Here is a 26,286-nt window from a genome sequence, read left to right as displayed (position 1 = left end):
CCTGGAGGTCGCAATCCAGCCTACGTTGGAACGCGGCACGGTCGTCGATCAGATCGCGGCATCACGACATTCAGCGGTATTCGGATCTTTGCGGGCATCAGGGCTTGCAGGGCACCGCGGAAATAGCCCGACAACGATGCTCGCCGGCTTTCCATGTCGTGAAAGGGATCAACCAAACTGATAGATAGGCCGGAAGAACGGTTCCGGTAAGCTACCGCCTCGACAACCGCATTTGTGTCGTTCGGAGTGTCCTGTCTTGTCGCTGAATTTCGTTGACGAAGCCCGGCCCAACACGTTCGAGTTTGAAACCTCGGCGCTGATAAAGGCGTCCGGGTTTAGGGAATATGATGCGCGCTGGTGGTTTGGCCAGGTCGCGCCCGAACTTAACCTGATCGGCGTCCAGGCGCTCGGAATGGGGCTTGGCACGCTGATCCGCCGTGTCGGTGCCGGTCCCGATATCGTCACCGGGCATGATTTCCGCTCCTATTCGCTTGGCATCAAGCTGGCGCTGGTGTCCGGTTTGATGGCTGCAGGCGCTCGGGTGAGGGACATCGGACTGGCGTTGTCGCCGATGGCCTATTTCGCCCAGTTCGCACTGGACGTGCCTTCGGTCGCTATGGTCACCGCCTCTCATAACGAGAATGGCTGGACCGGGGTCAAGATGGGCGCGGCGCGGCCGCTGACTTTCGGGCCGGAAGAGATGAGCGCGCTGAAGCAGATTGTAATGGCCGGCGATTTCGACCTTGTCGGCGGCGGGTCTTATGATTTCGTTCCCAATTTTCGCGAAACGTATCTCGACGATCTGACCCGGGGCAAGCGCATCTCGAAAAAGCTCAAGGTCGTGGCCGCTTGCGGCAATGGCACCGCCGGCGCCTTTGCGCCTGAAGCGCTGGAACGGATCGGCTGTGAAGTGATCCCGCTCGATGTCGAACTCGACCACACCTTTCCGCGCTACAATCCCAATCCCGAGGATATGCAGATGCTGCATGCCATCAGGGACAAGGTGCTTGAGACTGGAGCCGATGTCGGCCTTGGCTTCGACGGTGACGGCGACCGCTGCGGCGTCGTCGACAATGAGGGCAATGAGATTTTTGCCGACAAGGTCGGTGTGATGCTGGCGCGCGATATCTCCAGCCAGCATCCGGGCTCGACCTTCGTCGTCGACGTCAAGTCGACCGGCCTGTTCAACACGGACAGCGTGCTGCGCGCCAACAGCGCCATCACCGACTACTGGAAGACCGGCCACTCCTACATCAAGCGCCGCGTCGCCGAGCTTGGCGCCGTCGCCGGTTTCGAAAAGTCGGGCCATTTCTTCTTCAATCCGCCGATCGGGCGCGGATATGACGATGGGCTGGTCACCGCCATCGCCATCTGCCAGATGCTGGATCGCAGCTCCGGCAGCTCGATGGCCGATCTCTACCGCGCGCTGCCGCTGACCTTTGGCACGCCGACCATGTCGCCGCACTGCGCGGACGATGTGAAGTATGGCGTCGTCGCGCGGGTGGTTGCCGACTTTCAGGCCATGAAGCGGGATGGAACGGTTTTTGCGGGCCAGAAGATCGCCGACCTCATCACCGTCAACGGCGTGCGCGTTGTCGCCGAAGACGGCACCTGGGGACTGGTGCGCGCCTCTTCGAACAAGCCGGAACTGGTCGTGGTCGTCGAAAGCCCGGTGTCGTCGCAGCGTCGACGGGAGATGTTCGAGGCTGTCGACACCGTGCTGCGCCGCAGCCCCGAGGTGGGCGCCTACAACCAGACATTCTGAGTATCCTTAGGCCGCCGGCTGACAGCCGCACGTCTGCCTGATCGATCACACCCCAACGCGCGCGCTGTTGGAGCTCGCGGCGTCAAAAGTACCGTTGTGGGTCACCTGCGCTTCGCCCAGTAATTGCAGGACCCATCCCGGCGTCCGAGTGAACCTTGGTGGCCGCTGGGATACGCATCATGATCGGAGACGCGCCGCTCGGCTGCAACAGGTGCAAACTTCCCCTGTCGGTGATGAGACCCAAGGATCAGTCGCTTGACCTGTCCTGGTTGTGGCGCGCTCTTCTCGTCAACAGGCGGATGCCATCTTCATCCATGATGAGCTGAGTGCGATACCCGTCGAATTTGATCTCGTGAATCCAGTCGCCCCGCTCGGGCGGGTGTCGACAAGCTCCGGCTCAATAGGTGGGATGAACTTCAAACGCATGAACTGCCTCGCAAGACTGCGATTCAATATAGCGTGCGCTAAAAAATGGTTCCGGACCATTTTAGACGAATTGAATGTTTGATAGCCATGGCGAATCCGACCTTGGACCACCAATCCCCGGCAAGCTGCACGGTGGCCAGCCAGCCCACGAGACGACAATTTCCATACCTGCCCGATTTGCGGTCAGCAGGTCGACATGCGCGACCTGCGCCGTCATTTGGCACGAACGGCCGAGGCACAGACCGCTGCTGCTGTTGGTTGATCAGGCGAGAATGCCGCTCGAACGGGGCGGCGTTTCGTTGCCCCGGACCCCTCCGACTGCCTCTTCTCAAAAGCTGTTCCATTGCGCGGAGCAAAGTCACGATTCAGAAGGGAGTCTCGCGTGGCATCGGTCGTGCGGCAACGCGAAATCCATCGACCTTCATTCAAATGTTCTGTTGACAAAAAACACGACCCGCCAGCACTAAACCAGGACGGGCCGTCTTGTTGATGCGATCACTCTTGGCCCAGAGGTCCTTCCGCGAAGAGATCGTTCACCTTGTAGGCGACCTCCGTGCGGTTGGTCGCCTTCAATTTCTTCATGATGTTTCGGATGTGAACCTTCACAGTGCTTTCGCGAAGGTTCAGTTCGTGGGCGATGATCTTGTTCGCCTTGCCGCGTCGCAGTGCCTGGGCGACCTCTGCCTGCCTGAGCGTGAACATGCCCGTCAAGGGCCGGGCGTCGCAGTTGCCTGATTTTATCAGGTGCCGCATGGAAAGGACACTACTGGCCGGAACGAAGATGCCTCCGGCTGCAGCCAAGTTGATCGCCTCGACACACACATCGATCCCGACCGAAGTCGGAATGTAGCCGCGTGCGCCGCATTCGAGAGCCGTCAGCACCTGTGCAAGATCTTCGGTGTCGGCCAGGATGACCACCGGAACGGTCTTGAACTCGGACGAAATATGCCTGATTTCTTCTGCAATGCCGTGATCGGTGACCTTCCGGCCCCCGAGGTTGAAGAGTATGGTTGAAAGGGGAGAAGCCGAACCCTTCCTTATGCGCCATTCCTCGATCGAACCCATGGCGACGACCACCATGCCCAATTCATGATCCTCAAGCGCCGAAGCGAGACACTCGCGGTCCAAGGCCCTCCCGTCCAGCATGAGAAGGTATTGCTTACCTGCTTCTTGGTGGAGATTTTCTGTGCCGCTGGACGGAACTCTTGATCGATTTGACGAACCGTAACTGTGCAGTCCTGCTGTAGAAACCATACCGATACTCACCCTTCCCCAACGAAGGTACCTGTGGCGCCCGATAAGTGCCCTTTCTTAGAATTGGAAGTTTTGGTACCCGACCCCTTTTCCACGCTCAAGGCTGATTGCGAACCTCAAGCAACGTGGCTGCTGACATCTAAAGCAGCCTCGGGAGTGTAGGAGCTATTTATTAGCATTCTCTAACATAAGTTAATTTTTTCGGTAAATTTTTACGTTGAGAAGACGGGACTCCAAACCGGTTTGACCCGCGCGAGCGGCCCGAACTAAGGCGCATGCCCGTGCCGCACCAGGCTATAGATATCCTCGGTTACCGCGCACTGTGTTGGTTGCACGCGCTCTTGCGATTAATTCGGCGGGTCTCATACGATAGGCGGTGGTTGGGTTTGCTCGCACCTCCTGACAACGCTGCATCATACCTCCAAAAGCTTCGTTGACGATGTATACACCACGCTGAACACTGGATTGCCGGCGTCTGCTCGAGCTTACGCTGCCTGTCTGCGAACAAATGCGGAGACAGGATAGGGGAGCCACCGCCGCCCAACACCCCATGGCTCCCCTATCGCTCCGCATGGCGACCCACTTCCGAAATTTGATTTTGAACGGCAAGCACGATCCGCCTGCAGGGCATGGCTGACGTCGGCAGATGAAGCGGTTCATCGTGAGCCTTCGCCAGACAACGTCCGGGTCTCAGGCGGTCCCCAGGGGGTTTGCTTCGCATAGCTGCTGAAAATCCAGAACCGTCCCGTCAGTCTGGATCTCGGCTTCGAATGCCTCGATCAGCCGTTTGGCGGCTTTGCTGGCAATGTGCGAATCGGGGTAAGTTGCCTCCACAACGCGCGCGCGCTCGTAGACTTCCCTGAATTGCCTGACCTGCTTGGGACCGAATACGCGATGTACAACCTGAGTGGTCATACCGCTTCTCCTCCTGGTGGCGGAACTTGAATTAACCTGCCCGTTGTCAAGCGCGCGCATGATTTCATCATCGGCACAGGATTACAACTGAAAGCCCAACAAGCCTGCGCCGGTATTGTAAGATACCAATTTCCTTGGTCGAGGCGTTCTTTAGTAGCGTTCGCTCGATTGCGAGTTAGCCGTTTGCAGGAGGCAAGGTCGCATGGTGAAGATTGCCAGAACCGCTGACCAGCCTTCGTGACGCCTTGCTCGAAACAAAAAAGCCAGGAGGCTTTTGCCTACTCATCCCGATGCCGCCCAGGGACTACGCGAAGCTGGCGTCGTCATTGGCCATTCGGTGCTGATCGTGGTTGACATCGACCGGGAAGGAGATCTCAGCGGTTACGGCATCGCTCGCCCCCCTGTCGCAAGCAATCCTCATAATGATGGTGGTTGCTGGGCTACAGAGAGGGCCCGTATCCTTCAGAAAAGAGGGCCGAGCAACGATTTCGGGTCGGGGGCGCCGGTCACCCGTAGCACGAGGCCCATGGTTGCTACTCGATGCTCAGGCCTGCCACACGATTCATTTATGATCTTTCAAGGGGAACCAAGAGTGCTTGGGCAGAGCGATATCCAATCGGCTGGGGGCTCAACGAAGACCGGACGAAGCGACTGGCACTGTAGGTCGCGGATTTACGATTTTGGTAATCAATGGAGGCCATCAGAGGGAAGGGGAGGCGGTGTTGGTCATCGAACGACACTACATCGCACCGGGCAAGTCGATGTGTTGAAAGCTTCGGCCCGCCTGCGTCGGCGCCGAACAACGGAGGCTCGGTCGAAATGGGAAATAACCCATCCGCGCATCCCGTTGATACGCAATGCAATCATACCGTCAAAAGGGCTAACTTCGAAATGCGGTGGGGAGAACCCGCCACCTTAATCATAATGGAGGAGCCGACACTATCGACATGGCTGTGGTATTTTGTCTGCCGGGTCACGTAAAGGAGCGGTGAGTGGAACAGGTCACGACTTGCTGGGCCAGTCAGCTGGCGGAAGGACGCCTCAATGGTTTCGTGCCAATCCAACAACAGCGCTCAACGATGGCTGGACTTGAATCCGAGCGCGCCGAGAGGCATGCCAAGGCTTGTGGGTTGAGACGGCTTCGGTCCTACGCCCAGTGGCTCGTGCCAGATGATCTGGCCGTGTTCATTGAAGAGATCGATTGTTCCGCAGTCTTCGGGCGTGACGGCAAGTTGCTGGGGAAGAGGCATCCATGGTCTCGGACGGACTAAGGGCTAACGCCGCACGAGCGGCCGAATTTCTGGAGGTGCTGGGCAATGCGCGGCGGCTGCACATTTTGAGCTTGCTGCTCGACTATGAATTGCCGGATCGCAAAATTCGCGAACGGCTTAATATTAGCCGGACAGCCTCGTGGCACCACATAGCCAAGCTCCGGGAAGTTGGGCTCGTAAAAATCCGCCGGGACGGCCGGAATGTATATTTTTCCTCTGAAAATCGAGCGGTACGCGATCTGCTTTGCAAATGGAATGTTATGGTTGCTGTCCAGCAGTCTGGGCAAGCGGTTCCGCTCGGTGGCGGTGCCTTGGCGGTGACATGCCAGGATCTTGTGCACTCGGCCCCCGGTCTGGAAAACCGAGTTTGTCAAAGCGTCAGCGATTCCCGGAGGGACGAGTGATCATCCCCAGGAATCTCGATTAGACACCGTTGGATCGAGAAGATCACCCGCGCGATTGTTGCCACCCGCCGGTTTTCTCTGCGGCGTCAGCCCCCGGATCGCGAAACGGCTGACGCATACCCTGTGGATCGGCGAATGCCGCCGACTATGGTCGCGCTGACGACGCGCCCGATTGGACGTACTCCGACTTGCGCTATAAACACTCGGTATCCTGCTACTGCCTCAAGGCCGGCATAGAAATAAATCCTGCGGTCAGTCAGTTGCCAGCGGGTAGGTCAGGTGCGGTGCCACCCCTTAAAATATAGACAGGTTTCTTCGCGTGGAGCCCCATCCATGATCTTTGGGCCGTTGCACGTTGTAAAGTTCCTCAATAGAGACAAAGCCGATCAAATGGGAAACTCGAAATATGCAGAATGACGCTGAAGCACCGCAGGTCCAGTTGTTGCAGCTCACCGCCGACATAGTGGCGGCATATGTCCAGAAGAACGCCATTCCGGCGGCCGGTCTTCCCGAATTGATCGCCAGCGTCAATTCTGCCTTGTCGGGATTGGGTCGGCCGGTGGAAGCGACGCCGCCCGCGTTTGTTCCGGCAGTCAATCCAAAAAAGTCCGTGTTTCCCGATTACATCATCAGCCTGGAGGACGGACGCAAGTTCAAGTCTATGAAGCGCCACCTTGGGTTGCTGGGAATGACACCCGACGAGTACAGAGCCAGGTGGGGGCTCGCCAAGGACTATCCCATGGTTGCACCGAGCTACGCGGCCCAGCGGTCAGCCCTCGCGAAATCCAGCGGACTCGGCCGCAAGCCAACTGCAAAAACGCCGTTGAGGAAAACACCAGCGAATCGGAAAGCTAAGGCCTAACAACAAGTGTCTATCAAAGGCGGCGGGGCAAACTGGATCACTAGGCAAGCATCACAATATCGCTCGGCTCTAAAAATCGGCCTGGATAACAACATACCGTCCTCTGTTGAAAGTGACCGTGAGCCATCAGCAGCTCTGACGAATGCCTGGCAACCGATGGATGGTGAGACCACCGGACACTCATTGGGAGACCCCAGGGCGCAGCGTCCAATCTCATATGGTGCGGGGATGGCGGTAGGCTGCGGCGGCTGATCGGCCTCGCACCTGTTCAGAGACAGGAAACTGCTCCATCCTTTTACCAGTTGCTCCGTTACGGCCGCAGCAATCTAGTGCGTGGTGCCTCCGCGCTCGGCATGTAGACAAGTTCTTCACCTGGAGACGCATTCATGATCGGCGGGCGTGTTGCCGTCTCTCTTGGTACTTTCGATTTGTGCAAACAATCCATAATTACGATAAGACGTTTCACTATCTCCGTTTCGAGGTCCAATGTCTGAAGTGGACTGGCTGAGCCATCTCCTGCAAATCATCACCGTGACCGGCCAGCTCGAGGTCCGCTGCGCCTATGGTGCACCGTGGCGCGTTGCCTGGAACAAGGCTGCCGCGAACGAAATTCCCTACCACGTCATAGTCAAGGGCCGGGCCATTCTCGAGGATCCGAAGACGAGAGCGGCGCGGGAGCTGCTGAGCGGAGATATTGTGCTGCTGCCTCACGGCGCGGCGCATGTACTGCACGACGGTAGCGGGCAAACACCAATTCCTACCCAGCAACGCCGGGGGTCAGCCGGATGGATGCTGAGCGAGAATGATGGCGAGGGCGAGCAACTGGATCTGCTGTGTGGGCGATTTTTTATCGCGCCACCCCATGATCGACTGATCCGCAACTACCTGCCCGCCAACCTGGTGACACGCGCTGTGGACAGCCATGGAGAAGACGGCATGGGGTCCGCATCCAACCAACTTGCCGGTCTTGTCGGGCTGATGCGGATGGAGTCCTCCGGTGACAGGGCGGGAGGGCGCGCCATTCTCAACGCGCTTTCCTCGGCGCTTTTCACACTGGTACTGCGCGCGGCGAGCCAATCCGGGAAAGCCCCCGAAGGCTTGTTGGCCCTGGCTGGCCATCCGCGGCTGGCACCAGCAATTGCGGCAATGTTCGCCGATGCGGCACGGCCTTGGAAACTGCCCGATCTGGCCGATTTGTGCGGGATGTCGCGCGCTACGTTCATGCGCCAGTTTCAGGACAAGCTGGGTCGCTCCGCCCTCGATTTTTTGACTGATCTGCGCATGAGCCTGGCCGCCAACGAGTTGAAGAAGCCAGCCATCAGCGCCGAGGCCGTGGCCGAGACCGTCGGGTATCAATCCGTTTCGGCATTCCGGCATGTCTTCGCCGAAAGGATGGGGATGACGCCGGGGGAGTGGCGGCGACTGGCGCACAAGGGCGAGTAACGCACACGGTCTGGGATCGCGAAGGCGCAGTTTGATCCTTTCGCGCATCATACTGAGCTGAATCAGTCTCGAAATAATCACTCGTCCTCGTAAATTGGGCTCCGCAATCACTTGATAAGGGAGCCATCCAATGAACTGCATCGCCACCACCGGACCCGCAACCCGCGTAGCCGCCGAGATCTTCGGGGAGAGCGGGAAGAGCGAAAACGCTTTCGCCACGAACGCCGTCATCGAAACGATCCTGAGCCGCAGTGCCGCAAAGTACTACGACCCTGCTGCCACCTTGAGCGACGACCAGATCCGCGACCTGGTGCGTATCGGCACGTCCGCGCCAACCTCCTTCCACCTGCAGAACTGGCGTTTCATCGCCGTACGCTCGCCGGAAGCCAAGGCCCGGCTGCGTCCGATCGCCTGGAATCAGCCCGCGATCACCGACGCGGCCGTGACCTTCATCATCATCGGCCAGCTGGCCGATGCCAGCACCGTTCCAGCCCGCCTGGCACCCGTAGTGAAAGCCGGCATCATGCCGGCGCACCTGGTGCCGGAGTGGGAAATCCCCGCTCGCGGTCTGTATGATGATCAGCCGCAGCGCCAGCGCGACGAAGCAGTGCGCTCCGCGACCTTTGGCGCCGCGGCGATCATCTACATGGCCCGGTCGCTGGGCCTGGGTTCGACGCCGATGATTGGTTTCGACGCTGAAGCCGTGCACCGCGAGTTCGGCCTGGCCGAAGACGAAGTGCCGGTCATGCTGTTGACCGTCGGACCGGAGCGAGCTGGCAACTGGCCGCAGAAGCCGCGCATGCCGGTGGCCGATGTGCTGGACTTCGCATAACGAAAATCCTGGAATCGCGGGCGCGCGAGAGCTCCGAGGAACCCAGGCAGGGACCTCAAGGTCGTCGTGGAGGACGCGAAGCCGACGCGTGAAAGCTCGAAAGAGCTGCCACGCCCGCTAATTACCCCAACACAAATGTCTGAGGAGACAATTCCCATGAAAGCGATCGTAGTGACGGACCAGGCTGCAGGAGAGGCCGGGATGAAGCTGGTACAGCGGCCCGAGCCGCGGGCGGCAATAAACGATGTTGTTGTGGAGGTTCATGCGGCGGGATTCGTCAACACCGAACTGGAGTGGCCTTCGACCTGGGCCGATCGAGCCTTCCGTGACCGGACGCCATCGATCCTCGGCCATGAGCTCGCAGGTGTGGTCACTGCGCTCGGCTACGGCACCACGGGACTGTCAATCGGTCAGCGCGTATTCGGCCTCGCCGACTGGCATCGCGACGGGACCCTCGCTGAGTATGTCGCCATGGAGGCACGCAATCTCGCGCCGCTGCCCGGCGACGTTGACTTCACGGTGGGTGCGAGCCTGCCGATCTCCGGCCTGACCGCGTGGCAGGGGCTGTTCCAGCATGGCCGCCTTCAGGCGGGGCAAAGCGTGCTCGCGCACGGCGCGGCCGGTGCCGTCGGTTCGATGGTGACGCAGCTTGCAAGGGAGGCCGGGGCCTATGTCATCGGCAGCGGACGCGCCGCCGACCGCCAGAAGGCGCTCGACTTCGGCGCGAATGAGTTCGTCGATCTCGACAACGACAAACTGGAGGAGGTTGGCGGCGTCGACCTGGTGTTCGACGTCATCGGCGGCGATATCCAGAAGCGGTCCGCGGCCCTGATCCGGGCCGGAGGAACGCTTGTGACAGTCGTTGGACCGACGGATATTCGACCTGCAGATGGCCTGGCGATTGACTTCATCGTCGAGGCTGATCGCGGCCAGCTTTGGGAGATCGTTCAGCGGATCCGGGACGGACGACTGCGGACGAATATCGGCAAGGTCTCCAGCCTTGAAGATGCCGTCGCCACCTTCAATTCGACCGAGCGGCGTGCGGGAAAGACGATCATCCGCGTTCGGCCGTGAGGACTCGGGGGAGAGAGGGCAGTTCCTCTCCTTGAAAGCCTAAGGTCCGCGGCAAATGCCGCAGCGTCAGATGTGATTGCATCTTGGGAGTTCGAGTTCGCTAGCCTCTGCCTGCAGCAATCCCGGTAGCTGGCGAGATTTTGATCCAATACTGCGTTGTTTGTTGAATCTGAAGCCTGGAGGCAAAGACCCAGGCTTGGCGGCGAGAGACGATTAAACATTGATCGATAGCTTTAGACCTTGCTTTGCCGTCGCGTGGTATATGCGCGTAGGCTAATGTCCGTCGGGAGTAGAAACATGCTGAGAATTGTTGGGCGGTTCGCGCGTTCCCATGACGGTTCGATGGCCCCGTTGTTTGTTTTCATGCTGGCGCCCATCATCACCGCCATCGGGTTCTCGGTCGACTATACCAGGGCGGTCCAGACCCGGTCCAACGAGCAGCAGGCGCTGGATGCCGCGGTCCTATCGATCACCGGTATGGACACAACTTCAACGTTGGCGCAGCGCCAGACTATGCTGCAGAATACCTTCATCGCCAACCATGGCCTGGGTACCCCGACACTGAACAGCTTTGTGGTTTCCGCCAATGGCACCGCCACCGCGCAGGCCATGGCAAGTTACTCCATGCCCACCGTGTTCATGCAGATCGCCAGGATCAACACGGTGCCGGTCGCCGTTGGGTCGGCGGCGAGCAAGACGCCGGCCCTGGTGCAGACTACCTTCAAGGTTTCCAAGGTGTCGGGCTGGTGGAACAAGACGATGACGCTCTACGGCACGACATTTGGAGCGACGGTGGCCAAGCCGCTGATGTCGATCGAGTATACCTATAACGGCTTCGGTGATCCGAAAGGCTACGGCACAACGAATGTGTACACAATCACCAACAACGGCGGGGCCGACATCAAGACGCTTGTCCAGTCGCAAGTTTGCACCACCGCCAGCGTGAGCACCTTCACGGGTCTGACTGCAGACGCGATACTCCAGACCAGCGGCACCAAGAAATATTCAACCACTTGCCTCAACACCATGTACCCAGCCAACAGCGCCGGCGCGTCGATCGACGTCAGCCAGATGGCTGGCCTCTCCCTGCAGATGTACGTGCCATCGGGCAACCCGAAGTACCTAAAGTCGGATGATCCGACCACCTCCAACCGACTCTACAGCGGCGTGGACGCGAACAACCTGACCGAGACCCCGACTGGGCAGAAGGTCGACATCTTCACCATCGTGCCTTGTGGTGTAACCAGCTATCAAGCCTGGGAGGACGGCGGCACAACCGTGCCGACGCCGTCTTCAAATGCCGACTTCTTCTACAGCGTCACCGGCAAGTGCGACTTCAACAAGCGCCCCTCGATAACGGCCCTGACACAGTAGGAGGTGCATCTCTTGCCTTTGGAAAGCGGCACGTGCTGCGCGTGTGACAAGACTTGATACCGGGATCACGCTCATCGGGCAAAGTCTGCCGCGTCCGATCATCCTGGCCCGATAGCATATCAGCGGCTGGTGCATCCGGAAGGCGAGGTGGCGGCGGCGCGCGGCTCCGGAGTGGCGCAAGCGGTGTTCACTTTGGGTACCACGGCGACGGCAGCGATCGAGGATGGCGTGGCGGTGAGCCAGTCTCCAGTCTGGTTCCTGCTCTATCGGCAAAGCAATCGCGGTTTTAATGGCACGGCACTTGGCCAAGCGATCTGTGTAGCGGTCGACATGCCGAAGCCAGGCGATCGCCGTAGGCAGTTCCGGGCAGGATTCAAAATTCCCGACGCCTCGCAACGCCATACTCCAAGCACCGGAACACCGGCGTGCTCAAAGTTGGCACTGCGCAGCGTCGGCCATGCCGACCTGGGCGGATATTGCCTGGCTGCGTTCGCTGACAACCCTGCCGCTTATCCTGAAGAGCATCCTCGATCCTGAGGATGCTGAGCAGGCGATCGGAACGGGTGTCGATGCCATCGCGGTCTCGAACCACGGTGCGCGTAACCTCGACACCCTCCCGGCAACCATCGACTCCCTGCCCGCCATCGCGGACCGGTGGCCGGACGGATTCCCATCATCCTTGCTGGAAGCGTGAGCCGTCGCGCCGATGTTGAAGATGCTTGCCCTGGTGCAACCGCAGTCATGATTGGCCGCCCCTATGTCTACGCCCTGGCAACCGATGGTGCCGAGGGCGCAACCTGCTTCGCCGAGACTTGGAGATGGCAATGGCGCTGACAGGCCGGGCGCGCATCGGCGAGATCGACCGGCCGGTAATCTGGTGAAGCCCGAAACTATTTTTCAGCAAGTTCAGCATTGCACTTTTCGCTTCACCTCCGTCGCGCCCTTTGTCCGGCCGAGCGCCGACTACCTGGATGTCCGATTAGATTTACAGCTGGCGGTCTGCTGTCGGCCACAATCGTGCCTTCGCATTTTGACTACTGGCGTCGAACTTGCCGTGAGGATGACTCGGACGGAGGACAGGAGCGCGATGCAACTGACTGCCTTTACCGGCTTCGTAGCCGTTTACCGGCCGTTATAGCACAATCGATGCCGGACCGAAGTGCACGGACAATGGCACCGTCGTGTACAATGTCGCACAATGGTATAGAAAGGCGGTGGTTCGCGAGCCGAACGAAACTGCGAACCATGGTGTTGCCGGTCGCTACTTCTGGTGCTGAGTTGCGCCAACTTCCCGCCGCCAAGGCGGGTTTTTTGTTTCTGCCCTTCGTTACGATCAAGGCTCCGATCAGGCAGGCTTCGAGACGATGATGGCCAGCGATGCCAATCTGCCTTCGCTCAGGCTACGGATGTAGTTCTTGCGTCGCTGCACGAATTCGGTGCCGAGCACGATTTCATTGACCTGACGTTGCACAGGCGAAGGAATGATGCCGGAACTGGCCCTTTGCATCGCCAGTTCGACATGTTCGCCGGTCTCGTCGATGACTTCGTCAATATGGAAGCCCGCGTCGGCGAACAGGGTCTTCAGGGTATCCCGGTCAACAAGGTGGCTGGTTTCCGGCGCAACCGCCCAGGGCAAGGGATAATTCGGCTCGCCGGCAGCCAGCACGGCTTCGGTCCAGATCAGTTTGCCGCCCGGCTTCAGAACGCGAAAAGCCTGCCCGATGACGGCGGCCTTGTCGGCGATGTTCATCCCGACATAGAAGCAGATTGCCGCGTTGAATGTGTTGTCGGCGAAGGGCAGTTTCGCCGCGTCGGCTTCGTGGAAGCGAACCTTGTCGCCAAGGCCGCTGAGCATGGTCAGTCGGCCGGATGCCTCGACAAAGACTGGTGTGAGGTCGACACCGTCGACCTGGCAGCCATAGGTGGCGGCCAGGAAGCGCGCCGGGCCGCCAATGCCGCTGCCGACATCAAGGATCCGGTCGGTGGGCGAGGGGGCAAGACGACCTCCATGGTCTCGCGTGGCGATGAGCTCGCGGCCGTGAAGCTGGTCGAACGGATAGAGCTGCGCGGCATTGATTTTATCGGGCTTCGCATCGGAAATCGCGGCCAATATACGCTCGACGATGCCGTCGCTGCCGTAATGCGTGGTGACGTTGCTCATTGCTGTCCTCCTCGAACAGCCAGCTTCCCATCAATAGGTTGTCTCCGCAACGCGCGCTGATTCAGGAGTGTGATTCATGACCCGCTACGCCACCGTCATCACCGATGCTGACGGCCGGGAAATCGTCAGCGCCATCGGCGAATTCGCAGGCACTGCGCCGCACCCACACCTGGGGCGTGGCGAGCAGGTCGCATCCGGCGTAGAAATCGGCATGGTGCAGGATGGGGCCGGGCCGATAGCAAGTTGCGCGGCTACAATCTCGTCGAGCTCAAAATCGGTAACCTGGTTTTAGGGCTGGAACCCCAGACTAGCTTATAGCGCAAGGTCGGCACTCTGTCAGGCGGCGCCGGACTCCTGGCCGCGCTCAGAGCGGGCAAAGTCGCGGGCTGCGGCAGTGCCTGCGGGAAAGCCGCTGCGATCGCTGTAGTCGCGCGGCTTGGTCCCCCTGCGAGAGTGGCGCGCGGTGACGCCTTTCGCACCGATGATGTCGAGCAAAGCGATTCCGGCGACCACGGCAAGCGCAATGCCCACGTTGTCGCGCTTTGGATTGTCATGCCGATAAGCTGACAGCAACGTCGCGATGTCCAGGCCGTCGCCAGCCACCCGGCTCCAAAGCCCAGCCTGCTTGTCCACGGAAAGCGAGAGTATGCCGCTGCTTATCTCCCGCGCCCCATAGGCTCGGATGAGATCTTGCTTGCCGCTCATGCCGAGCGCACCGGCAATCCGCTCGGCACCAACCAGTTCGACGACGCCCAGCGCGATGCTGAACCAGCCGAGCTTGCGGGCAAGGCCATCGAAGGCACCGGCCACACTCGGCCCGGCCTGCAGCACTTTGGGATCGCCAGGCGATCGGGTGATGTTGGTGAGTTTAGCGACCACGTTCATGACGATTCCCTACGGTTTCAAAACTACCTTGATGCAGCTGTCCTGCTTGTCGCGGAACACCTTGTACATCTCGGGTCCCTGCTCGAGCCCGACGGTGTGGGTGATGACGAAGGAAGGGTCGATCTGGCCGTCCACGATGCGGCGCAGCAGATCCTCGGTCCAACGGGTGACATGGGTCTGCCCCATGCGGAAGGTGAGGCCCTTGTTCATCGCCTGTCCCATCGGAATCTTGTCGACCAGCCCGCTGTAGACGCCGGGGATCGAGATCACGCCGGCCGGCCGGCAGACATAGATCATCTCGCGCAACACATGCGGTCGATCATTTTCCATCAGCATCAACTGCTTTGCGCGATCGTAGACGGTGTCGGGCTGGGCCAGCGAGACATGGCTTTCCATGCCGACGCAATCGATGCACTTCTCCGGGCCATTTGCGCCGGTGAGTTCCTGCAGCCGTTCGACGACACTTTCCTCGGCGAAATTAATGGTGATGGCACCGCCGGCCGCCCCCATGGAAAGCCGTTCCGGCAGGCAATCGATCGCCACCACCTGTTTGGCGCCGAGCAGCAGGGCGCTGCGTATTGCCATCTGCCCGACTGGGCCGCAGCCCCACACCGCAACCGTATCCGTAGGCTCTATGTCGCACTGTGCCGCGGCCTGCCATCCGGTGGGAAAAATATCGCCGAGGAAGAGAACCTGCTCGTCGGTAAGGTTGTCAGGCACCTTTACGTGCGTGGCGTCGGCGAACGGCACCCGCAGGTATTCCGCCTGTCCCCCGGGATAGCCGCCCGTCAAATGGGTGTAGCCAAACAGACCAGCGGTGGTGTGCCCGAACACCTTGTCGCCGAGGTTCTTCTTGCGGTTCGTACGTTCGCAAACCGAAAAGTTCTGTCTCTTGCACTGGTCGCACTCACCGCAGATTATGGTGAACGGTACGACAATGCGGTCTCCCTTGTTCAGAGCGCCGTTGACGCCCCTGCCGACCTCCACGACCTCTCCCATCATCTCGTGGCCCATAATGTCGCCTGGCAGCATGGCTGGCACGTAGTTGTGGTAAAGGTGAAGGTCGGAGCCGCAGATGGCACAACTCGTCACCTTGATAATCGCGTCCCGTTCATCCTCAATTTCTGGATCGGAGACCTGATCGCAGCGTATGTCTTCCTTACCGTGCCAGACCAACGCACGCATAGCCCGCTCCTCTGTTGGCAAGGTCGATCGGGGACCCGCGCTTGGCAAGCGGGCCATGCTATTCATCGACCGTGCCCGCGGCCTGTCGAACCGCGATGGCCGACCTATGTTCCGAGAGCTTGAGAGAATATTTTGGGCCATTCCAAACGGCGCCTTCGCCTGACCGCGCCCCGCTTGCCGCTCCGTCTGAAGTCGGTTCCTTAGTCTTAATGCAGCTACGGCATGTCTTCGCTGTTTGTGCCATGCACGTTGGAGCCGTGCACGAGGGACTGGATTTCGTCTAGATCGATGTTGCCGTCACCATTCTCGTCGATGCTATTGAACATCCTGCCGACCGCGCTTTGAACCTCAGCCTCGGACAATGACCTGTCCCCATCCGTGTCCAACAGGCCAAACATAAGTCGCATGCCGGCACCGCGCATCATTTGGTGCCCCCGGTGTCGAGCCATTCTGTGTCCTCTGCCCCAGTCACCACGATTTCGCCAATGGTCGCCATGACGGCTAGCTTCATCGGGACGGTCAGCATGCCCGTTGCGGTCGCCCTGGTCGTTGCGGCTATCTTCGTCACGGAAAGCTTCTTCAGAACCGCGATCCTGGTGCATTCTCTCCCGGACAGCTTGCTCAACCATCTCATGGCATGCCTCCATCGAACCATCGGCCGTGTTTGTTTGGGTCAAACTGGGGCTCGGTCAGATTGTTCCCTCAAGGGGATGAGGTCACGGCGAAGTTACAGGCCATGTGCCCGTGGGCGCAGGGCGACCACAACCAGAATGGTGGAGATGGTGATGGCATTCATGTCGTCGTAGCCGTCTTCTGGAATGGCGGAACGTGCCAAGGTGTTGCAGCGCTGTGGTGAAGCTTGCTTCGCTGCCGCGGCCTGCAGGGCGAGAGATCGCGCATCTCGATCTGCATCCACACGACTGGAAGCCAGAACAGGCCGGTAATGAGGTAAAGCAGGATCGAAAAGCGCAATCCACCTCTCGGTCGGCGAATAGGCGGAATGCCAGGCGAGGGCATGAGCCACCACCGCGGTTGCAGTGAACACGAATTCAGCGATCACGGCGATGCGTGCGACCGCTACGATGGTCGCGGAATTTGCGGTCTGATGGGCGAGCAGCATGAAGAAGGCGATGCCGGCCGGACGGCGAGTTGTTCGCAGACCGCCTCGGACGGTTCAGTGCAAGGATCAATCCCCCTGCGCCGCTCATGGACGCAGCGCCAGCTCAGGGACCTGATCGGCGGGATCCGCGATGGTCATGGACCCGATTCCCGGCGGATTGTGGGCTGGATCGTTTGACAAGCGATCGGAATGTCAGGAAATCAGAGCGAGGCGGCGCGGCACAACCGGCGGCCAGCGCCTTGGCGAAGGTGACGCATGTCGACCTGCTGACCGCACGTCGGACAGATGTAGGAATATCCTTTTTGGGCTCGCCGCTGTAGAGCTTGCCGGGAATTGATCCACCAAGATCAGATAGCTCGTCATATCCATCGACTTGTCTCAAATGTTACCGAACTGTTCTGCGCATATTCCCGTCCGCTCGGTCAAAGTCTAACGATCAGGGAAGCACATTGGAAAGCACATGCGGTAACGGTTGATTCAACCATTGCTGGTATGTTGGTGTGGGTGGCGACTCCGACAGTTGGGCGGGCGCTTCAGTGCCGGAGCCGCCTGCGCAGTCCGGTTGGGGTTTGACCGCGCCGTCCTATAATGGGACAGCGCGGTCAACGATTCGTTAAAATGCTCCGGAGCTAATTAAACGTGTGCTAAATTGAATCGCAGTGTTGCGAGTCAGCTCATGCGTTTGAAGGTCATCAGGCTATCGCGCAGGAAGGACGAGGCGGTGTTAGCCGTCAGTCATTCTATCTCACGCGCTGACGACCTCTGGCGCCTTCCAAGTCATCACTTGTGACATCAGCCGTTGAATCGAAGCCGGTCCAACCGCCTGCTTCGTTTCGCTTCGCCGGAACCACCGATAGCTTCGCCCGTTGCTAAGCTGCCCCGTGACACACGGAATCATCGATCACTGCTTGATGTATGGCTAGCGACGGTGACTCACCAGAGACATGAACTCAGAAAAGAACCAACGAAGCTGGACCGCGTTTAACGTGTTGACTGGGCAGCCAGCAGACCCGTGGGCGCTACGGCTAAGCTATGCCCGGACTCTTGTTCGCCTTTTGAACGCTGTCGAGTTGAAGCGAAAGGTCACATGCGGCGAAAGATTGAATAAAGAAGCCGGGGTACCGCTTCAGCGGTGCCGACGGAAACCGTCATTATCCAGTCCCAGTGCAGCCGCCCATGGCGCGCTCCAGTAGACCGCGAAAAGCCACATCGACGGAAGAAAGATCGGCAGCCATTCGATCGAGTTTGAATTAGCGCGGATTGTCCGCTCAAGCAGCGGATCCCCAGTCATGGTCGGGGCGAGAACGCCCGTCCTCTTGTGGGTTCTGGCGACTGTCAGCGCTATGCCAAAAATCATTAGGCTGCAAAGCAGCGTCACAATAGCCACCGAGAAATACCGTTCCATGCCTGCCTCCTCTCGTCGCGGAACAGGCAGGCAAGCAAAGGTTGTCGCCAGTGGCAAGCTGCATGTGCGTCCCTGACAACCAATCGCCAGGATTTTGCGGCCGGCTTGAGCCGCGAGCTCTTGTCTCCCCTATGGCGACAGGGTCTTTGCCGAAGGACGCTTAGAGCCGCTTATGCTAAGCTTCTTTCACTGCTATATCTGAAATGCAGGCAGGACGTCCGCAACCCCGGAAAGCCAAGGGATGGATTGGGATCGAGAACGCGACGATCGCGATCACCGTCGAAGGCATTGATCGCGCCGATTCCAATGTGCGCCGTGTCGGACTTCCGGCTTTTAGACCATGCGACAGCTCCCTGACTCGAGAGGCGAACCCACTACGGCGCACTAGACGCGGAAAGGGAGAATGCTGGTTCAGTGGGGGGCCCTTGGGCCCAACGGACCGCACCGGCCACTACGGAAGAGATTTGGACAGTCCGCGGTGCTCAAGCCATAGTTCGATGTGTTCATGGCGCGAGGGGCGCCTGCTATCTTGACATGGTACGCGGTCACAGCGTGGACCTCCTGAATGGCGAGGACCCGAAACATGGATGGCCGAGGCAATTCGCTCGTGTAGCAACGCGTCCGGGGCAACCGAGCCACAGTTGTTCTTAAGCATTTTAATAAAATATCAGCGTTGTCCTATATCCGCAGGACACTATACCGCCGGATCATACCGGCTATTGTGCAACTCGGTGGCGCCTTAGCGCGTACTAATATGAGCGGCAGGCGAAGCTTGCTGCACATCGTAAGGCAACCACAGGAGAGTGTCATGGCTAGTATCTTCGCGAGAACTGCCAAAACATTGGCGAGTGGCGTGATCATTTCAGTTTTGTGCATGCCGGCAAATGCCGCCGGAATTGGCGCCGGTGCGGGCGCATCCGTTGGGGGTAGCGGCGGCATCAATGCCGGTGCTGGTGCCTCTATCGGCGGTTCGGGCGGCGTGGACGCCGGAGCGGGTGCGTCTATCGGGGGTTCGAGCGGCGGCAATGCTGGCGCAGGCGCCTCAGTCGGTGGCTCCAGCGGCGTCAATGCCGGTCTGGGCGCCTCCGTCGGCGGCTCTAGTGGCATCAATGCTGGGGCAGGTGCGACGGTTGGTGGCACTAACGGCGTGACGGCAGGTGTTGGCGCAACTGTGGGCGGCACGAGCGGCATTGGTGTTGGTGCCGGACTGGGCGTTGGCAATGGTGTCAATGCCGGTGTTGGCGTTGAAACAAGCCCCTCCAACCCTTCCAATCCGAGCAATCCTTCTAATCCCAGCAATCGTAGACTGGTCAACGTCGTAGCTGACCTGTCGGATACGCAACTCGCACGGATGAAGAAACGTTGTGTGGACGTGCTCGGCAGTCAGGGGACCTACGATCGCGACTTACGCCAGCTTTGCCTGCTGATCTCCCGCCGCTAAAAAGAACAGCCGGGACGGAAGTGCGAACCAGCCGCAAGGCGGTGTGACACTCTCCTGCCTTTGGCCAGTCAGAAAGCCCGTTTCCGCAAGTGACGGGCTTTTTGCCGCCATTAGTTTAAATTGACGCTGCATCATTTCTTCCAATTAGCGCCAATGTGAAGAAAACGGGAACGACGTGCTAATATCGAGTGTGCTCCAAATTATTTGATTTGCCGTGAGCGCTGGAGAAATACCATTCCAATGGCGTCAAAAAAATTGGAAAGTGGCCGACATATCATTGGCGCTAATGTGGAGATTTAAACTAAACTTTAAGACGAAAACCCGACTTTGATTTCTGTTGGGATATCTTACCATGTGAATTGAAGATCAGTATATTTCCACGAATGTATAATATATGTGATGATTGGATCGTCATTTCCGGCAATACTTCCTAACTGAATTGCGGATACCATTAGCAACAGCAAATATCCCTTTACGCGTTGAGCTCAGCGGTCTCTGAGATGTTAGTTGAATCTTAACGGAATTTGTGCCAAATGCATTTTGGGTCGGGAGCTTTCGACGGTTATCGCCATTGGCGAGCAGCCGAAAGATAAGGAGCACACTGAATGCGTGCCTGCCTCGCGGCCTTTTTGGCTCTCATTTCCGCGGCATCCCTGACCGACCCAGCCCTTGCGGCGGTCGCGACAGGCAACATGACGGTTCGCATTACCATTACCGCCGAATGCAAGGTTCAGACCGCCAGCGATCTGGATTTCGGCTCAAAAGGCGTAATCGACGCCAATGCCGATCAAACCAGTACCATCGGCGTGCAGTGCACTTCCGGTCAGACCTACAATGTGGGTCTGAGCGCAGGCGCGGGTGCTGGTGCGACCGTAGCAGTTCGCAAAATGACCGGCCCTGGTGCCGCTACGGTTAACTACATGCTGTACAGGGACACTGGGCGCACCCAGCCGTGGGGGATCACAGTCGGCACCGATACGGTTGCAGGAACCGGAAACGGCAACGTGCAAAACCTGACTGTCTATGGGCGAGTCCCGCCGCAAACAACGCCGGCCGCAGGCGTCTACACGGATACCGTCGCGATAACCGTGACATATTGAACTTCCCAAACGGAGGATACGACATGCGACCCATGCAGTCATGCGTAGGGGCGGCAGCGCTCCTTTTGCTGTGCGTCAGCCTTTCGGCAGCCGCTTCCCTTAGAGTGGCCCCAACCAGCCTGGAGTTGATTGCGCCCGACAGCGCGGCAGTTTTGAATCTGCACAATGATGCCAAGCGGCCGATAAACGTGCAGATACGCGTATTCCGTTGGCGTCAGGCTGACGGCGTAGAGCAGTTGGAGCCGACCACCGACGTGGTTGCCAGCCCGCCATCGACCCAGGTCGGGCCGAATGCCGACTATTCCGTTCGCGTGCTCCGCGTCAGCAAGGCGCGAGTGAAGACCGAGGAAAGCTATCGCCTGCTTGTAGACGAGCTGCCCGACCCATCGCGCAGGAAGGCTGGGACCGTGACGCTGGTGCTGCGCTATTCCGTGCCGGTCTTTTTTCGCAATCCCGACTCCAAGGCACCTGACGTGTCCTTCAGCATGTCGCGGAAGGGCCGCAGCCTTGTTCTGACGGCGCGTAACAATGGTGAAAGCCGGCTGAGGTTATCCAACATCGATCTGACGCAAGGCGGCAAGAAGGTCGCCAGTCGCAGCGGACTTGTCGGCTACATTCTTGGCGGAGCCACCATGCAATGGCCGATCGGCAGCAGCAAATCGCTGGCCGCAAGCTCTGTGGTGCTGAAGGCACAGAGCGATTTTGGACCATTTGATGCTCCGGTTGCGATCAAAGGGCGGTAGAATCGCGGTCGTCGCTGCAGGCACCTTTCTAACTTTCCTGCCGGCGAACGCGCAGGCTCCGCAGGCTCAAATTGCGGAACCCGCCCCGGACCAAACAGGACGTCGCGACCTTTATCTCGAGGTGTTCATCAATGACGTTTCGACGGAGCTGATAGGGACCTTCACGCAGTTCCCCGACGGGCGCCTGGCGGCGACGCCGGACGAATTGAAGCAGGTCGGCCTGAAGCCCGTAGATAGCGCAAACGCGGACGGGCTGGTCAGGCTGGACCAACTGCCCGATGTTGCCTTTCGTATTGATGAGCCGACGCAGCGCCTCTTTGTCACGACCACGAACGAGGGGCGCGCCGCCCGCGTCGTCGATGTTCAGGCCGCTGAGAAGGGAGATCGTATTCAGGCGCAGTCGGGTTATGGCGGCGTATTCAACTACTCTCTCTTCGCAAGTTCCAACTCCCTGGTTGAGAACAGGGTTGACCTGTTTCAGGGAATTTCAGGAGCCTTTGATGCGCGCGTGTTCAGCCCCTACGGCACGCTCAACCAATCCTTCATTGCCGGCTATTCCGATGGCGAGTTCGGTGGCTTCACACGGCTTAATACGACGTGGAGCTATTCAGACCCTGAACGGATGATGACCTACAGGGCGGGGGACTTCATTTCCGGCGGGCTGGCCTGGACGCGGCCGGTCTATCTCGGTGGCATACAAGCACAGCGCAACTTCGCGCTCCGGTCGGACCTGGTCACGCTGCCGCTGCCGTCCTTCGGCGGAACCGCTGCGGTTCCTTCCACCCTCGAAGTCTATGCCCAGAACGTCCGCACCTATACCGGAGAGATTCCCGCCGGGCCTTTTCAGGTCACCAATTTGCCAGTCTTTGCCGGAGCCGGTGAAGCGCAGGTCGTGTTGAGGGATAGCCTCGGTCGCGAGACCACAACGAGGCTCCCCTTCTATACCTCCAGCGACATGCTGGGACAGGGCTTGCTCGATTTCTCGGCGGAGATCGGGTTTCCACGGCGTAACTTCGGCACCGAGTCCAACGATTACGCCAACGGGGTGTTTGGGGTCGCCACCGCACGCTACGGTCTCACCAATTGGCTGACGCTTGAGGGCCATGCCGAGGGCGGCGAAGGATTGATCAACGGTGGTGTAGGCGCCGCCTTTCCGCTTGGACCATATGGCGCAGCCTCAGTCGCCGTCGCCGGCAGCCATCAGGACGGTCGCACGGGTTCGCTTGTCAACGCGTCTCTGGAAATGAGCTACGAAGGGTGGTCGATCTACGGTCGCATCCAACGCGCCTTCGGCGACTATGATGACATCGCCGCGGTGACGGCAGAGCCGACGTTGTCAGAGCCCGGTGACGTGCCGATCTTCAGCACGGGCGTGCCTCGCGCAATAGACCAGCTCACGCTCAGCATCCCGGCGCCGATAGATTTTTCCAGCCTCAATCTCTCCTATACGCATCTTGAAAGTGCCGAAGGCCAGAAGAGCCAGATCGTTGGCCTTTCCTACAGCCAACAGATATTCAAGCGAAGCAGCCTTTATGCCACTGCCTTTACCGACCTTGAGGATAGCGGCGGCTTTGGAGTCTTCGCCGGCCTATCGGTTCCGTTCGGTGACGATATCACCGCTTCCACGGGAATAGAGCAGGGACCGGACGGCCTGAATGTCGTCGCCGACATCGCCAAGTCGCAGCGGTTGGAAGACGGCAGCATTGGCTGGCGAGCACGAACCTCGGAAGGCGACACGCCCAACCGGTCGGCCGCAGCAAGCTATCGCGCGCGCTTCGCCCGCTTCGAGGCTGGCGTCCAACAATACGGGAAGGACGTGCGGGCAACTGCGCAAATGGATGGCGCGATTGCCGTGGCAGGCGGCGGGGTCTTTGCCACAAATCGCATAGACGATGCTTTCGCCGTGGTCGAAGTCGGCGCTCCTGATGTCGACGTCCAGTTCCAGAACAGGCCGGTGGGAAAGACCAATCGGCAAGGGCGCATCCTGGTCCCCGGGCTTAACTCCTACGAACCGAACACGGTCTCCATCGATCCAAAGAATCTGCCAGTGAATGCGGACGTTCCGGCAACCAAGGAAGTCGTGATGCCAGCCGATCGCAGCGGGGTCGTGGTGAAGTTCGGCGTTTCGGAAGCGCCCGAAGCAGCGGTCGTCACTCTGGTCGACAGCACAGGGACCCCTTTGGAAGCCGGCCTGAAGGGGCGCATGGAGGCTGGCTCCGAAGAGTTTGTCATCGGCTACGATGGTGAGGCGTACATTCGAGGCTTAAGCGCACAGAACACGGTCGTGATCGATCGTCTGGATGGCACCTCCTGCAAGGCCGATTTTTTCTACACGCCCGCACCCGGTCAGCAAGTCGCAATCAAGGACGTGGCATGCAGGTAAACATGGGAGAACGAATGCTCCGTCTTGTCATCTTCATGGCCTTTGCCATGTTTCCGTTGTCCGCTTTGGCGCAAAGCTGCAGCTTCAGCGTCTCGAACATGAATTTCGGGTTGGTTGACACCCTCTCGGGCAGTCAGACCAACACGACCGCGACCATCAACATGAATTGCAGCGGCATTGTCGGTCAGCGCATCCTGATCTGTGCGCATCTTGCGGCCGGCACAGGCGGCGCGTCGTCGGCGACGGCCCGCCAGATGTTTAGCGGAGCCAACGCACTCAACTATCAGCTCTATTCCGACTCGGCACGCAGCGTGGTTTGGGGTTCTTATGCCTGGGCCTACGCTTCCCGCCCTCCGGCACTGGCATTGACCCCAAATGTATTGGGCTCAGCCACTGGAACGGCGACTATCTATGGCGCCGTGGCCGGAGGGCAGGGAACCGTTCCACCTGGAACCTACCTTTCGACATTCTCCGGTGCGCAGGTCGAATTTCGCTATCGCTATACCTCCGGCAGCAGTTGCAGTACCGCCTCCGGTACGGTGGCGGCTGATCCGACTTTCACCATCAATGCGACGGTCGCCGCCAACTGCCTTGTATCGACGCAGAACATCGATTTTGGATCAAAGGGGGTACTTGACGGCAATGTTGATGCCACCGGCCAGGTGTCAGTCACCTGCACACCAGCAGCGGCCTACACGGTCTCGCTGAATGGCGGCACGACAGGATCGCCGCCGACAACTCGCAAGATGTCGAAAGGCGTGGAAACAGTGACCTATGGCCTCTACAAGAATGCTGATCGAACTCAGCCTTGGGGCGACGCTTCCGTGCCCGGCAGCACAGTGCCGGGAACTGGAACTGGGGTCCCGCAAGTCTTCACGGTTTATGGTCGCGTCCCGCCGCAGGCCACTCCTTCCGCAGGCGTATACACCGACACGGTTGTCGTCACTGTGACCTATTGAGCGATGAAGGCCTTTCCGACAAGACCTTGGTCCGAATTGACATTTAGCTGACCCGCTCGAATGATCCGGCCAATGCAGGGGCAGGGATCATGCTGGTAACAAGCATCGCGAACGGCACCTTCGAGCCGGAGGAACTGTCTCTTCTCCAGGGGCTGTTCGATATGCTTTGTGAGCTGCGCGGCATTAACCGCGAAAGCCCCGAAGCTACGACGGCTGCCGAAAGCCTGATTGCACGCTACAAAGCCGGCCTTCGCGGCGATGAACTTTTTCTATCGGTCGCGCCGGAGTAGCTGCAGCTCCAACTCTCTTCAGGCAATCCATCGGGAACCATTAAGGTCACAAAGGGGTTGGGCTCGGTCTAACCGTGCGGGCCAACCATGCAAGAGCTTTCTCCCGAGCAACAGCAGGCTACATCGCGTCTCATTCGGTCGTGGATTACTTCAGAGACGCTGCGCCATCAAATCCGCCAACTGCTGGGAGGTCCAGCAGATTGGGATGTGACCGAGCAGCATCGGTCCATGCTTGACGAGCTGGATCGGAAGCTGAACGAATGACCCATGGCACAGCAGCGGTACGACTTAAGGCAAGAGCCAGGTAGAAGCTGGACGGTGTTCGACGTGTTCACCGGCCTGACGGCTGATGCGTGGGGCGCGCCGGCTGAAGGTCTGGACATGGGACATGCCGACGATCTGGTTGGCCTGCGAACGGCATTGACCTGAAGCGTAGGGTCGCCCGAGGTGACTTCTAACCGTTGCTTCAATCTTCCCGCCGACCGCATCGACAGATGGTGATTTGGCAGGCTCGCCTATCGTGCTCTCTACCCGCTGCAGGATCGTATCGAGGGGCTCCGCGACCAGGATCTCGGCGAGCGGTCGATAGACGAATCCCAGGGACTCGGCGCGAGCAGACAGCTGAAGGCCCTTGCGATCCTCGGATTTGACTTCGCCGCGTCGGGAGTAACCCGTCCTTTCAGCGTGCGCAGCCCAATGGTCTCCTGGGCGTCTTGCTCCCAGCGCTACAGCTCGAACCGCAGTTGACGTTGATCCGGCGGCAACACATCGCCTAGCGACGAAGCGTGACGCCATTCGGATGAGTTTCATGCCGCCCGTTCGCCAGTCGCTTCAATTGCCAAAGGGGGTGCGGTTCTATGTCAAAAGGGTAGGTCGGCACGATCAGTTTACCAAGCAAGGGTGACGGTGACCGTGCCGACCGGCACTGGTCATAAGGAGGGACCCAAACAACCAGATCTACAAACTACGCGCAAAACGGTAATCCCGCAACTAA

At 59.3% G+C, this 26,286-nt stretch carries 25 protein-coding genes and 2 pseudogenes; 17 read left to right on the top strand and 10 right to left on the bottom strand.

The window, feature by feature from the left end:
* Positions 1-256: 256 nt before the first annotated feature.
* Positions 257-1,765: a phosphomannomutase/phosphoglucomutase gene (locus A4R29_RS32320; protein ID WP_063174059.1), complete on the top strand. Its 1,509-nt coding sequence runs from the start codon at positions 257-259 to the stop codon at positions 1,763-1,765.
* A 283-nt stretch (positions 1,766-2,048) separates the two neighbouring features.
* Here A4R29_RS32320 and A4R29_RS35700 read toward each other — a convergent pair.
* From A4R29_RS35700 to A4R29_RS32310, 3 genes and pseudogenes are all read right to left on the bottom strand, one after another.
* Positions 2,049-2,191, bottom strand: a pseudogene (locus A4R29_RS35700) (ATP-dependent DNA ligase); the annotation flags it as partial.
* 495 nt (positions 2,192-2,686) lie between these two features.
* The gene (locus A4R29_RS32315; RefSeq protein ID WP_063174058.1) at positions 2,687-3,445 is read right to left on the bottom strand and encodes a response regulator transcription factor; all 759 of its coding nucleotides are present in this window, start codon (positions 3,443-3,445) and stop codon (positions 2,687-2,689) included.
* Positions 3,446-4,135: 690 nt separating this feature from the next.
* Positions 4,136-4,360, bottom strand: a complete 225-nt coding sequence (locus A4R29_RS32310) for a hypothetical protein (protein ID WP_024505842.1) — start codon at positions 4,358-4,360, stop codon at positions 4,136-4,138.
* A gap of 1,252 nt (positions 4,361-5,612) precedes the next feature.
* Here A4R29_RS32310 and A4R29_RS35695 point away from each other — a divergent pair.
* The 8 genes and pseudogenes from A4R29_RS35695 to A4R29_RS35690 all read left to right on the top strand — a co-directional run bounded on the left by A4R29_RS35695 (position 5,613) and on the right by A4R29_RS35690 (position 12,454).
* Complete coding sequence (locus tag A4R29_RS35695; RefSeq protein WP_127218896.1) at positions 5,613-6,035, top strand: ArsR/SmtB family transcription factor; 423 nt, start codon at positions 5,613-5,615, stop codon at positions 6,033-6,035.
* A gap of 406 nt (positions 6,036-6,441) precedes the next feature.
* A complete protein-coding gene (locus tag A4R29_RS32295) occupies positions 6,442-6,897 on the top strand; it encodes a Ros/MucR family transcriptional regulator (protein ID WP_027163549.1) in 456 nt (151 codons plus the stop codon).
* 486 nt (positions 6,898-7,383) lie between these two features.
* Positions 7,384-8,340: an AraC family transcriptional regulator gene (locus A4R29_RS32290; RefSeq protein ID WP_063174055.1), complete on the top strand. Its 957-nt coding sequence runs from the start codon at positions 7,384-7,386 to the stop codon at positions 8,338-8,340.
* A 130-nt stretch (positions 8,341-8,470) separates the two neighbouring features.
* On the top strand, positions 8,471-9,172 hold the full coding sequence (locus A4R29_RS32285; RefSeq protein ID WP_027163551.1) for a nitroreductase family protein: 702 nt from the start codon (positions 8,471-8,473) through the stop codon (positions 9,170-9,172).
* A gap of 156 nt (positions 9,173-9,328) precedes the next feature.
* A complete protein-coding gene (locus A4R29_RS32280; RefSeq protein WP_063174054.1) occupies positions 9,329-10,246 on the top strand; it encodes an NADP-dependent oxidoreductase in 918 nt (305 codons plus the stop codon).
* Between the two features lie 297 nt (positions 10,247-10,543).
* Positions 10,544-11,620 (top strand): TadE/TadG family type IV pilus assembly protein, encoded by a 1,077-nt coding sequence (locus tag A4R29_RS32275; protein WP_063174053.1) that lies wholly within the window; start codon positions 10,544-10,546, stop codon positions 11,618-11,620.
* Between the two features lie 129 nt (positions 11,621-11,749).
* Positions 11,750-12,157 (top strand): alpha-hydroxy-acid oxidizing protein, encoded by a 408-nt coding sequence (locus A4R29_RS35290; RefSeq protein WP_338039897.1) that lies wholly within the window; start codon positions 11,750-11,752, stop codon positions 12,155-12,157.
* Positions 12,078-12,454: pseudogene (locus tag A4R29_RS35690) on the top strand (alpha-hydroxy-acid oxidizing protein). The gene A4R29_RS35290 and the pseudogene A4R29_RS35690 overlap by 80 nt, the downstream one beginning before the upstream one ends.
* Positions 12,455-12,965: 511 nt before the next feature.
* Here A4R29_RS35690 and A4R29_RS32260 read toward each other — a convergent pair.
* Positions 12,966-13,781 (bottom strand): class I SAM-dependent methyltransferase, encoded by an 816-nt coding sequence (locus tag A4R29_RS32260; protein ID WP_013525007.1) that lies wholly within the window; start codon positions 13,779-13,781, stop codon positions 12,966-12,968.
* 76 nt (positions 13,782-13,857) lie between these two features.
* Here A4R29_RS32260 and A4R29_RS32255 point away from each other — a divergent pair, with 76 nt between their 5' ends.
* Positions 13,858-14,073 (top strand): hypothetical protein, encoded by a 216-nt coding sequence (locus A4R29_RS32255; protein WP_013525008.1) that lies wholly within the window; start codon positions 13,858-13,860, stop codon positions 14,071-14,073.
* Between the two features lie 44 nt (positions 14,074-14,117).
* On the opposite strand, the gene A4R29_RS32250 is transcribed toward A4R29_RS32255, so the two are convergent.
* The 6 genes from A4R29_RS32250 to A4R29_RS32230 all read right to left on the bottom strand — a co-directional run bounded on the left by A4R29_RS32250 (position 14,118) and on the right by A4R29_RS32230 (position 18,376).
* Complete coding sequence (locus A4R29_RS32250; RefSeq protein ID WP_013525009.1) at positions 14,118-14,666, bottom strand: hypothetical protein; 549 nt, start codon at positions 14,664-14,666, stop codon at positions 14,118-14,120.
* Between the two features lie 9 nt (positions 14,667-14,675).
* Positions 14,676-15,851: a zinc-dependent alcohol dehydrogenase gene (locus A4R29_RS32245; RefSeq protein WP_063174051.1), complete on the bottom strand. Its 1,176-nt coding sequence runs from the start codon at positions 15,849-15,851 to the stop codon at positions 14,676-14,678.
* Between the two features lie 215 nt (positions 15,852-16,066).
* Positions 16,067-16,276: an EF-hand domain-containing protein gene (locus A4R29_RS35280; RefSeq protein WP_082827636.1), complete on the bottom strand. Its 210-nt coding sequence runs from the start codon at positions 16,274-16,276 to the stop codon at positions 16,067-16,069.
* The gene (locus A4R29_RS35275) at positions 16,273-16,485 is read right to left on the bottom strand and encodes a hypothetical protein (RefSeq protein ID WP_013525011.1); all 213 of its coding nucleotides are present in this window, start codon (positions 16,483-16,485) and stop codon (positions 16,273-16,275) included. Before A4R29_RS35275 ends, A4R29_RS35280 begins: the two co-directional genes overlap by 4 nt.
* Positions 16,486-16,578: 93 nt before the next feature.
* Positions 16,579-16,971: a hypothetical protein gene (locus A4R29_RS35685; protein WP_063174050.1), complete on the bottom strand. Its 393-nt coding sequence runs from the start codon at positions 16,969-16,971 to the stop codon at positions 16,579-16,581.
* A 1,126-nt stretch (positions 16,972-18,097) separates the two neighbouring features.
* Positions 18,098-18,376 (bottom strand): MAPEG family protein, encoded by a 279-nt coding sequence (locus A4R29_RS32230; protein ID WP_244507005.1) that lies wholly within the window; start codon positions 18,374-18,376, stop codon positions 18,098-18,100.
* A gap of 808 nt (positions 18,377-19,184) precedes the next feature.
* On the opposite strand from A4R29_RS32230, the gene A4R29_RS33885 reads away from it, so the two are divergent.
* The 7 genes from A4R29_RS33885 (at position 19,185) to A4R29_RS33875 (ending at position 25,721) form a co-directional block, all read left to right on the top strand.
* The gene (locus A4R29_RS33885) at positions 19,185-19,817 is read left to right on the top strand and encodes a hypothetical protein (RefSeq protein WP_082827660.1); all 633 of its coding nucleotides are present in this window, start codon (positions 19,185-19,187) and stop codon (positions 19,815-19,817) included.
* Between the two features lie 605 nt (positions 19,818-20,422).
* Entirely contained in the window at positions 20,423-20,917 is a 495-nt protein-coding gene (locus A4R29_RS32225; RefSeq protein ID WP_024505608.1) for a Csu type fimbrial protein, read from the top strand.
* A gap of 23 nt (positions 20,918-20,940) precedes the next feature.
* Positions 20,941-21,660: a fimbrial biogenesis chaperone gene (locus A4R29_RS32220; protein ID WP_063174049.1), complete on the top strand. Its 720-nt coding sequence runs from the start codon at positions 20,941-20,943 to the stop codon at positions 21,658-21,660.
* Complete coding sequence (locus A4R29_RS32215; protein WP_063174048.1) at positions 21,632-24,043, top strand: fimbria/pilus outer membrane usher protein; 2,412 nt, start codon at positions 21,632-21,634, stop codon at positions 24,041-24,043. Before A4R29_RS32220 ends, A4R29_RS32215 begins: the two co-directional genes overlap by 29 nt.
* Before the next feature lie 14 nt (positions 24,044-24,057).
* The gene (locus A4R29_RS32210) at positions 24,058-25,002 is read left to right on the top strand and encodes a Csu type fimbrial protein (protein WP_024505610.1); all 945 of its coding nucleotides are present in this window, start codon (positions 24,058-24,060) and stop codon (positions 25,000-25,002) included.
* An 89-nt stretch (positions 25,003-25,091) separates the two neighbouring features.
* Entirely contained in the window at positions 25,092-25,292 is a 201-nt protein-coding gene (locus A4R29_RS32205) for a hypothetical protein (RefSeq protein ID WP_024505611.1), read from the top strand.
* Between the two features lie 267 nt (positions 25,293-25,559).
* On the top strand, positions 25,560-25,721 hold the full coding sequence (locus tag A4R29_RS33875; RefSeq protein WP_244507004.1) for a hypothetical protein: 162 nt from the start codon (positions 25,560-25,562) through the stop codon (positions 25,719-25,721).
* The last annotated feature ends 565 nt before the right edge of the window (positions 25,722-26,286 follow it).

The sequence above is a fragment of the Mesorhizobium ciceri biovar biserrulae genome, from assembly GCF_001618845.1.
GTDB lineage: Bacteria > Pseudomonadota > Alphaproteobacteria > Rhizobiales > Rhizobiaceae > Mesorhizobium > Mesorhizobium ciceri.
The sequence above is the reverse complement of the archived record's forward strand: the minus strand, read 5'-3'. Positions and strand labels throughout refer to the sequence as shown.

Coding starts and splice junctions, on each gene's coding strand:
- A4R29_RS32315 (WP_063174058.1), bottom strand. CDS start 3,445: ATGGTTTCTACAGCAGGACTGCACAGTTACGGTTCGTCAAATCGATCA.
- A4R29_RS32310 (WP_024505842.1), bottom strand. CDS start 4,360: ATGACCACTCAGGTTGTACATCGCGTATTCGGTCCCAAGCAGGTCAGG.
- A4R29_RS35695 (WP_127218896.1), top strand. CDS start 5,613: ATGGTCTCGGACGGACTAAGGGCTAACGCCGCACGAGCGGCCGAATTT.
- A4R29_RS32295 (WP_027163549.1), top strand. CDS start 6,442: ATGCAGAATGACGCTGAAGCACCGCAGGTCCAGTTGTTGCAGCTCACC.
- A4R29_RS32290 (WP_063174055.1), top strand. CDS start 7,384: ATGTCTGAAGTGGACTGGCTGAGCCATCTCCTGCAAATCATCACCGTG.
- A4R29_RS32285 (WP_027163551.1), top strand. CDS start 8,471: ATGAACTGCATCGCCACCACCGGACCCGCAACCCGCGTAGCCGCCGAG.
- A4R29_RS32280 (WP_063174054.1), top strand. CDS start 9,329: ATGAAAGCGATCGTAGTGACGGACCAGGCTGCAGGAGAGGCCGGGATG.
- A4R29_RS32275 (WP_063174053.1), top strand. CDS start 10,544: ATGCTGAGAATTGTTGGGCGGTTCGCGCGTTCCCATGACGGTTCGATG.
- A4R29_RS32260 (WP_013525007.1), bottom strand. CDS start 13,781: ATGAGCAACGTCACCACGCATTACGGCAGCGACGGCATCGTCGAGCGT.
- A4R29_RS32255 (WP_013525008.1), top strand. CDS start 13,858: ATGACCCGCTACGCCACCGTCATCACCGATGCTGACGGCCGGGAAATC.
- A4R29_RS32250 (WP_013525009.1), bottom strand. CDS start 14,666: ATGAACGTGGTCGCTAAACTCACCAACATCACCCGATCGCCTGGCGAT.
- A4R29_RS32245 (WP_063174051.1), bottom strand. CDS start 15,851: ATGCGTGCGTTGGTCTGGCACGGTAAGGAAGACATACGCTGCGATCAG.
- A4R29_RS35280 (WP_082827636.1), bottom strand. CDS start 16,276: ATGATGCGCGGTGCCGGCATGCGACTTATGTTTGGCCTGTTGGACACG.
- A4R29_RS35275 (WP_013525011.1), bottom strand. CDS start 16,485: ATGAGATGGTTGAGCAAGCTGTCCGGGAGAGAATGCACCAGGATCGCG.
- A4R29_RS35685 (WP_063174050.1), bottom strand. CDS start 16,971: ATGCTGCTCGCCCATCAGACCGCAAATTCCGCGACCATCGTAGCGGTC.
- A4R29_RS32230 (WP_244507005.1), bottom strand. CDS start 18,376: ATGGAACGGTATTTCTCGGTGGCTATTGTGACGCTGCTTTGCAGCCTA.
- A4R29_RS33885 (WP_082827660.1), top strand. CDS start 19,185: ATGGCTAGTATCTTCGCGAGAACTGCCAAAACATTGGCGAGTGGCGTG.
- A4R29_RS32225 (WP_024505608.1), top strand. CDS start 20,423: ATGCGTGCCTGCCTCGCGGCCTTTTTGGCTCTCATTTCCGCGGCATCC.
- A4R29_RS32220 (WP_063174049.1), top strand. CDS start 20,941: ATGCGACCCATGCAGTCATGCGTAGGGGCGGCAGCGCTCCTTTTGCTG.
- A4R29_RS32215 (WP_063174048.1), top strand. CDS start 21,632: ATGCTCCGGTTGCGATCAAAGGGCGGTAGAATCGCGGTCGTCGCTGCA.
- A4R29_RS32210 (WP_024505610.1), top strand. CDS start 24,058: ATGCTCCGTCTTGTCATCTTCATGGCCTTTGCCATGTTTCCGTTGTCC.
- A4R29_RS32205 (WP_024505611.1), top strand. CDS start 25,092: ATGCTGGTAACAAGCATCGCGAACGGCACCTTCGAGCCGGAGGAACTG.
- A4R29_RS33875 (WP_244507004.1), top strand. CDS start 25,560: ATGGCACAGCAGCGGTACGACTTAAGGCAAGAGCCAGGTAGAAGCTGG.